Raw genomic sequence first — 6100 nt, 5'->3', positions numbered from 1 at the left:
CCCCTTCCCCGCGCCCCTTCCCTGCCTGCCTGGGGGGGGGGGCCCGGGTCGCACCCGTCACGGGAAGGGGCGCGGGGAAGGGGTGCGAGGGCTTACTGGTTGCCCTTGTCCCGCTTCTCCTGCCACTCCTGCGCGCGGTCCTGCGCCTTGTCCTTCATCTCTTCGCCCTTCTCGCGGACCTGCTGCCCGCGGTCGTCGGACGACTTCTCGCCGGAGCTCTTCTCCTTGCCCTTGTGCTGGAGCTGCCCCATCTTGTCCTTGAACTGGTCTGCGAGGCCCATCGGTACTCCTTCGGTGTTGTCCTGAAGGGCTCCTTCCACCCTCGCACGCCGGTGCGAAGAGTGCATTCCGCGCCAAACGGGCGAACCGCCCGGGCATTTTTTACGTGCTCACGTGCTCACGTGCTCAGGGGCGGGGCGGCAGCGGTGGCCGTGACCGGTCCGGGACGTCCCGGTAGTCGGGCGGCGTCCGCGCGGGGTGCCGCTCCAGCAGGTCGAGTGCGGTGGTCACGGCGCTCCCCAGGACGGAACTGCGCCCCTCGGCCCAGTCGAGGGGCGTCCGCAGGACCTCGATGTCGGGGTCGACGCCGCGGTTCTCGACCGACCACCCGAAGCCCTCGAACCAGGCCGCGTTCATCGGCACGGTGATCACCGTCCCGTCGCCGAGCCGGTGCCGCCCTGTCATGCCGACGACGCCGCCCCAGGTGCGGGCGCCGACGACAGGCCCGAGGCCGAGCTGCCGGAACGCGGCGATGATCATGTCGCCGTCGGAGGCGGTGGCCTCGTCGGCGACGGCGACCACGGGCCCGCGCGGCGCGTTGCTGGCGTACGAGACGGGCTCGGCGTTGCGGGTGAGGTCCCAGCCGAGGATGGTGCGGGTCAGCTTCTCCAGGACGAGCTCGCTGATGTGGCCGCCCGCGTTGCCCCGCACGTCCACGATCAGCGCCGGCCGGGAGACCTCCAGGCGCAGGTCGCGGTTGAACTGTGCCCACCCCGAACCGCCCATGTCGGGGATGTGCAGGTAGCCGCACCGCCCGCCGCTCAGCTCGCGGACGACGTCGCGGCGGCGGGCCACCCAGTCCTGGTAGCGCAGCGGGCGTTCGTCGATCAGCGGGACGACGGCGACCCGGCGCGGGCCCGCCTGCTCCAGGGTGAGTTCGACGGTGGTGCCGCCCGCCGCGGCCAGCAGGGGCGCGGGCCCGCTGTGCGGGTCGACGGGGCGGGCGTCGACGTGGGTGAGCAGCGCGCCCTCGCGCACGGGTGAGGCGGCCAGCGGGGAGCGGGCGCGCGAGTCGGAGGAGTTGCCCGGCAGGATGCGGCCGATCTGCCAGTCGCCCTCGGGGGTGCGGATCAGGTCGGCGCCGAGGAAGCCGATGGGCCGCTGGTAGTGCGGTGGACCCTCGTCCCGCCGCGCGGGGGTGACGTAGGCGTGCGAGGTGCCGAGTTCGCCGAGGACCTCGCGCAGCAGGTCGGCGAACTCGTCGGGGGAGGCGACGCGTTCGACCAGCGGGCGGTACTGGTCCAAGACGGCGTCCCAGTCGACGCCGCTCATGCCCGGGTCCCAGAAGTACGCCCTGATCAGCCGCCCGGCTTCCGCGTAGGCCTGCCGCCACTCGGCGGCCGGGTCGACGTCGTGGAGGACGCGGCGCATGTCGATGTAGGTGGTGCTGTCGGAGTCGGCCTGCTGTTCGGCCGGGACGACGCGGAGTATCCCCTCGTCGTTGACGACCAGCCGGGTGCCGTCCCCGCTGAGCGCGAACCAGTCGATGTCGCTGGTCAGCTCGGTGCGCTTGGCGGTGGTCAGGTCGAAGTGCTCCAGCGTGGGCCGGCCCGAGGTGTCGGCCGGGTTGACGAAGGTCTCGCCCAGGGCGCCCGAGATGGGGAACCGCAGCCAGATCAGCCCGCCGCCCGCCACCGGGCACAGCGCCGTGTACTTGGAGGCGGTCACCGGGAACGGCGTCACGCGGTTCGCCAGGCCTTCCGCCTCCACGATCACCGGCACCTCGGGCCCTTCCTCGTCCCCGCCCGCGCCCACCCGGTCCTGCGGGTCGAGTCCGCCCGCGGCGGGGCGGCCCTCCGGGGTGAGTGCGAAGGGCGAGAGCGTCGCCGAGGCCAGCGGCACCAGGTAGGGGCGGCAGCCCAGCGGGAAGGAGAGGTCGCCCGTGTGCACGTCGTAGACCGGATCGAAGCCGCGCCACGACAGGAAGGCCAGATAGCGCCCGTCCCGGGTGAAGACGGGCTGCTCGTCCTCGAACCGCCCGTCCGTGACGTCGAGGATCGTCCGCTCCGCTTCCGGCGCCTGCCCCTCGGCGACCTTCGCCAGCCTGATGCAGGACAGCGACCGCCCCACCCCCGGATGCGCCCACGCCAGCCACCGCGAGTCCGGGGAGAAGGCGGGGTCGTGCACGGGGCCGTTGTGCGACCGTACGACCTCGGTGATCGTGGCCTCGGGCGCGGACGTCTCCGGGTCGAGGTCCGGCACGTCGACGATCAGCAGCCGCCCGTCGTGCGCGACGACGGCCAGCCGCTCCCCCGAGGGAGAGGCCACCAGTTCGAGTACCCGGCCGAGCCGCCCGCCGGCCACCCGGTAGGCGGGCCGCTGCCGGGAGGCGCGGGGCAGGTCGGTGATCTCGATGGCGTCCTCGCCGTCCGCGTCCGTGACATGGGCGATCCGCCCGGTGCCGCCCAGCATCTCGGGCAACCGCGTCCGCACCCCCGGGGTGTCGGAGATGGCCCGCGCGGGACCGTCGCGGTGCGTGAGCCAGTACAGGCTGCCGCGTACCGCCACCGCGCTCGCCCGGCCCGTGTGATCGACGGCCAGCCCGTCCAGGTGCGCGCCCGCCGGCACCTGGTACGGGCGCCGCCCGGCGCGCTGCCCGCCCAGCCGCACGTCGAGCCGCCGGGGACGGGCCGTGCGCGCGAAGTCGTCGACCAGCCACAGGTCGCCCGCGCACTGGTAGACGACCCGCCGCCCGTCGGTGGCGGCGTGCCGGGCGTAGAAGGTGTCGTGATCGGTGTGGCGGCGCAGGTCCGAGCCGTCAGGCCGGCAGGAGTACAGGTTGCCGACGCCCTCGTGGTCGGAGAGGAAGGCGACCCGCCCGCCGACCAGCATCACCGCGTCCAGGTGCCCCTCGAGGCCGGGCAGCAGCCGCTCGCCCTGCAACCACATCCGCCCCGTGGCGCCGCCCCGGTACCGCTTCCAGCTCGCGGGCTCGTGCGGCGGCGTACCCGTCAGCAGCAGGGTGCGCCGCTCGCCCTCCTGCTCGGCGACGGCGATGTCCGAGACCGGACCCCACGGCAGTCTGCTGCCCGGACAGGGGGCGTCAGGACGGTCGGCGGGCGGCCCGTCGGGGCCCTCCACGGGGATGCGGTAGGACCAGGCGCGGTGCGCGAACGGTTCGCCGTGCGAGGCCACGGCCAGCACGTCGCCCTCCGGGGTCCAGCCGCACACCCGCGTGTCCGTGGCGCCCCAGTACGTCAGCTGCCGCGCGGGGCCGCCCTCCACCGGCACCAGATGGACCTCGGGGTCGAGGCTGCGCCAGGTGGTGAAGGCGACGCGCCGCCCGTCCGGGGAGAAGCGGGGGTGCCCGACGCGCGTGCGGTCGACGGTCAGCCGCCACGCCCGCCCGGACGGCTCCCCCGACCCGGGCAGCGCGGCGAGCCACAGGTCGTCCTCGGCCACGAAGCAGAGCCGGTCGCTGTGCAGGTGCGGAAAACGGAGGTACGCGCCGTCGTCGATCATCCCTCCCATGGTTCGGGCCGCGGTGGCCATCAGCAAGTTGTGACGTACCCCTCATTTCCGTCGCCGAGTCACCCTGATTCTGCGAGAGGGCGTCGATTGACATGAACTCTCATTTTTTTCTTCGCCCTGTCCGACCCCGAGACCGGAGAACCTCTCGTGGCCACGTTTTTGTACAGGCTCGGCAGACTCGCCTTCCGGCGGCGCCGCATCGTCGCCCTCGTATGGGTGGCGCTGCTCGTCGCGGCCGGGGCAGGCGCGTCCACCGCCTCCGCCCCGCCCGACGACGATTTCGCACTCCCCGGGACACAGGCCCAGAAGGCCTTCGACGTCCTGGAGGAGCGCTTCCCCGACGCCAACGCCGAGGGCGCCACGGCGCGCATGGTCTTCCGCGCTCCCACCGGCGAGAAGATCACCGCCGCCGACAACAGGGCCGCCGTCACCGAGACGGTCGGGAAACTGGGCGGCGGCCAGGCGGCTGCCGTCACCGACCCCTTCGCCAAGGGAAGCGGGGCGGTCAGCAAGGACGGCAGCACGGCCTACGCCTCCGTCACCTACAAGGTCCCCGCCCAGGACATCACCGACGCCACCCGCGAGACCATCGAGGACGCCGCACGCTCGGCACGCGCGGCCGGACTCACCGCCGAGACCGGCGGCGACGCCCTCCTCGTCGAACCCGAGATGGGCAACGCGGAGATCATCGGCATCGCCGTGGCCGCGATCGTGCTCGTCCTCACCTTCGGCTCGCTGATAGCCGCGGGACTGCCGCTGGTCACCGCGCTGATCGGGGTGATGATCGGCATCTCCTCCATCGCCGCGCTCGGCGCCACACTCGGCCTGTCGGCCAACACCACGACACTGGCCATGATGATCGGCCTCGCCGTCGGCATCGACTACGCCCTCTTCATCGCCTCCCGCTACCGCGCCGAGCTGACCGAGGGACGCGCGCGCGAGGAAGCGGCAGGACGCGCGGTCGGCACGGCAGGGTCCGCCGTCGTCTTCGCGGGACTCACCGTCGTCATCGCCCTGGTGGGCCTGTCGGTCGTCAACATCCCGATCCTCACCAAGATGGGGCTCGCCGCCGCGGGCACCGTGGTCATCGCCGTCCTGGTCGCCCTCACCCTCGTGCCGGCGGCACTGGGCATGGCAGGCAAACGGATCTTCGGCCGCCGGGTACGCAAGGCCAACCCGGTCACCGGAACACCGCCCGCCGCCGACGCGGCAGGCCAACGGCCGAAAGCCGGCGCCAGGTGGGCGGGGTTCGTGCTGCGCCGCCCCGTACTGGTCCTCGTGACCGCCGTGCTGGCGCTGGGCACCCTGGCACTGCCCGTCGGTGCCATGAAGCTCGGCCTGCCCGACGAGGGCAACCAGCCGCCCGACACCACCCAGCGCAAGGCCTACGACCTGCTCGCCGACGGCTTCGGCCCCGGCTTCAACGGTCCCCTCACGGCCGTCACCGACCTGCGCGATGCCGCGGACCCCGAGGCAGCCGCGGCCGAGATCGCCCAGCGGCTCGAACAGACCGACGGGGTCGTCGCCGTCAGCCCGCCGGCCTTCAACGACAGCGGCGACACCGCCACCCTCACCGCCGTCCCCGCCTACGGGCCCGGCGACAGCCGCACCGAGAACGTCGTGCACGCCATCCGCGACCAGGCCGGCGACATCCACCAGCGCACCGGAGCCACCCTGCTGCTCACCGGCTCGACAGCGGTCGCCATCGACTTCTCCCAGGTCATGAACGACGCCCTCGTGCCCTACCTGGCGCTCGTGGTCGGGCTGGCCTTCCTCCTGCTGATGATCGTCTTCCGGTCCGTCCTCATCCCGCTGAAAGCCGCCCTCGGCTTCCTGCTGTCCGTGCTGGCCGCACTGGGCGCCGTGGTCGCCGTCTTCCAGTGGGGCTGGCTGGCCGGCCTCATCGGCGTCGAACAGACCGGGCCGATCATGAGCATGATGCCGATCTTCATGATCGGAGTGATCTTCGGGCTCGCCATGGACTACGAGGTCTTCCTCGTGACCCGGATGCGCGAGGCGTACGTCCACGGCGAAGGGCCAGGACAGGCCATCGTCAGCGGCTTCCGGCTGGGCGCCCGCGTGGTGACCGCTGCCGCGGTCATCATGATCAGCGTGTTCGCCGGGTTCATCGGGGCCTCCGAACCCATGATCAAGATGATGGGCTTCGGGCTCGCCATCGCCATCCTCTTCGACGCGTTCGTCGTACGGATGGCTCTCGTGCCGGCGGTTCTTGCCCTGTTGGGGCGGCGGGCGTGGTGGCTGCCGCGGTGGCTCGACCGGGTGTTGCCTTCCGTCGACGTCGAGGGTGAACGTCTCCGCGCCACCCTCGCCTCTCCAGCCCCTGATGTCC

3 protein-coding genes are annotated in these 6100 nt (G+C 72.7%); 1 reads left to right on the top strand and 2 read right to left on the bottom strand.

Annotated elements, in window-relative coordinates; all coding sequences use genetic code 11:
* Nucleotides 1-92: 92 nt before the first annotated feature.
* Together AB8Z75_RS30180 and AB8Z75_RS30175 are read right to left on the bottom strand one after the other, a co-directional pair.
* The gene (locus tag AB8Z75_RS30180; RefSeq protein ID WP_114024529.1) at nucleotides 93-281 is read right to left on the bottom strand and encodes a hypothetical protein; all 189 of its coding nucleotides are present in this window, start codon (nucleotides 279-281) and stop codon (nucleotides 93-95) included.
* 124 nt (nucleotides 282-405) lie between these two features.
* Nucleotides 406-3750 carry a S41 family peptidase gene (locus AB8Z75_RS30175; protein WP_369207523.1) on the bottom strand — a complete coding sequence of 1115 codons (3345 nt, stop codon included), beginning with the start codon at nucleotides 3748-3750 and terminating at the stop codon, nucleotides 406-408.
* 147 nt (nucleotides 3751-3897) lie between these two features.
* On the opposite strand from AB8Z75_RS30175, the gene AB8Z75_RS30170 reads away from it, so the two are divergent.
* Nucleotides 3898-6100, top strand: a 2203-nt coding sequence (locus AB8Z75_RS30170; RefSeq protein WP_369207521.1) for an MMPL family transporter, incomplete at its 3' end; no start/stop codon positions are given.

This window comes from Streptomyces sp. PU-14G (assembly GCF_041028275.1).
Lineage (GTDB): Bacteria > Actinomycetota > Actinomycetes > Streptomycetales > Streptomycetaceae > Streptomyces.
Note: the sequence above shows the minus strand (reverse complement) of the source record. Positions and strands in the feature narration are given on the sequence as shown.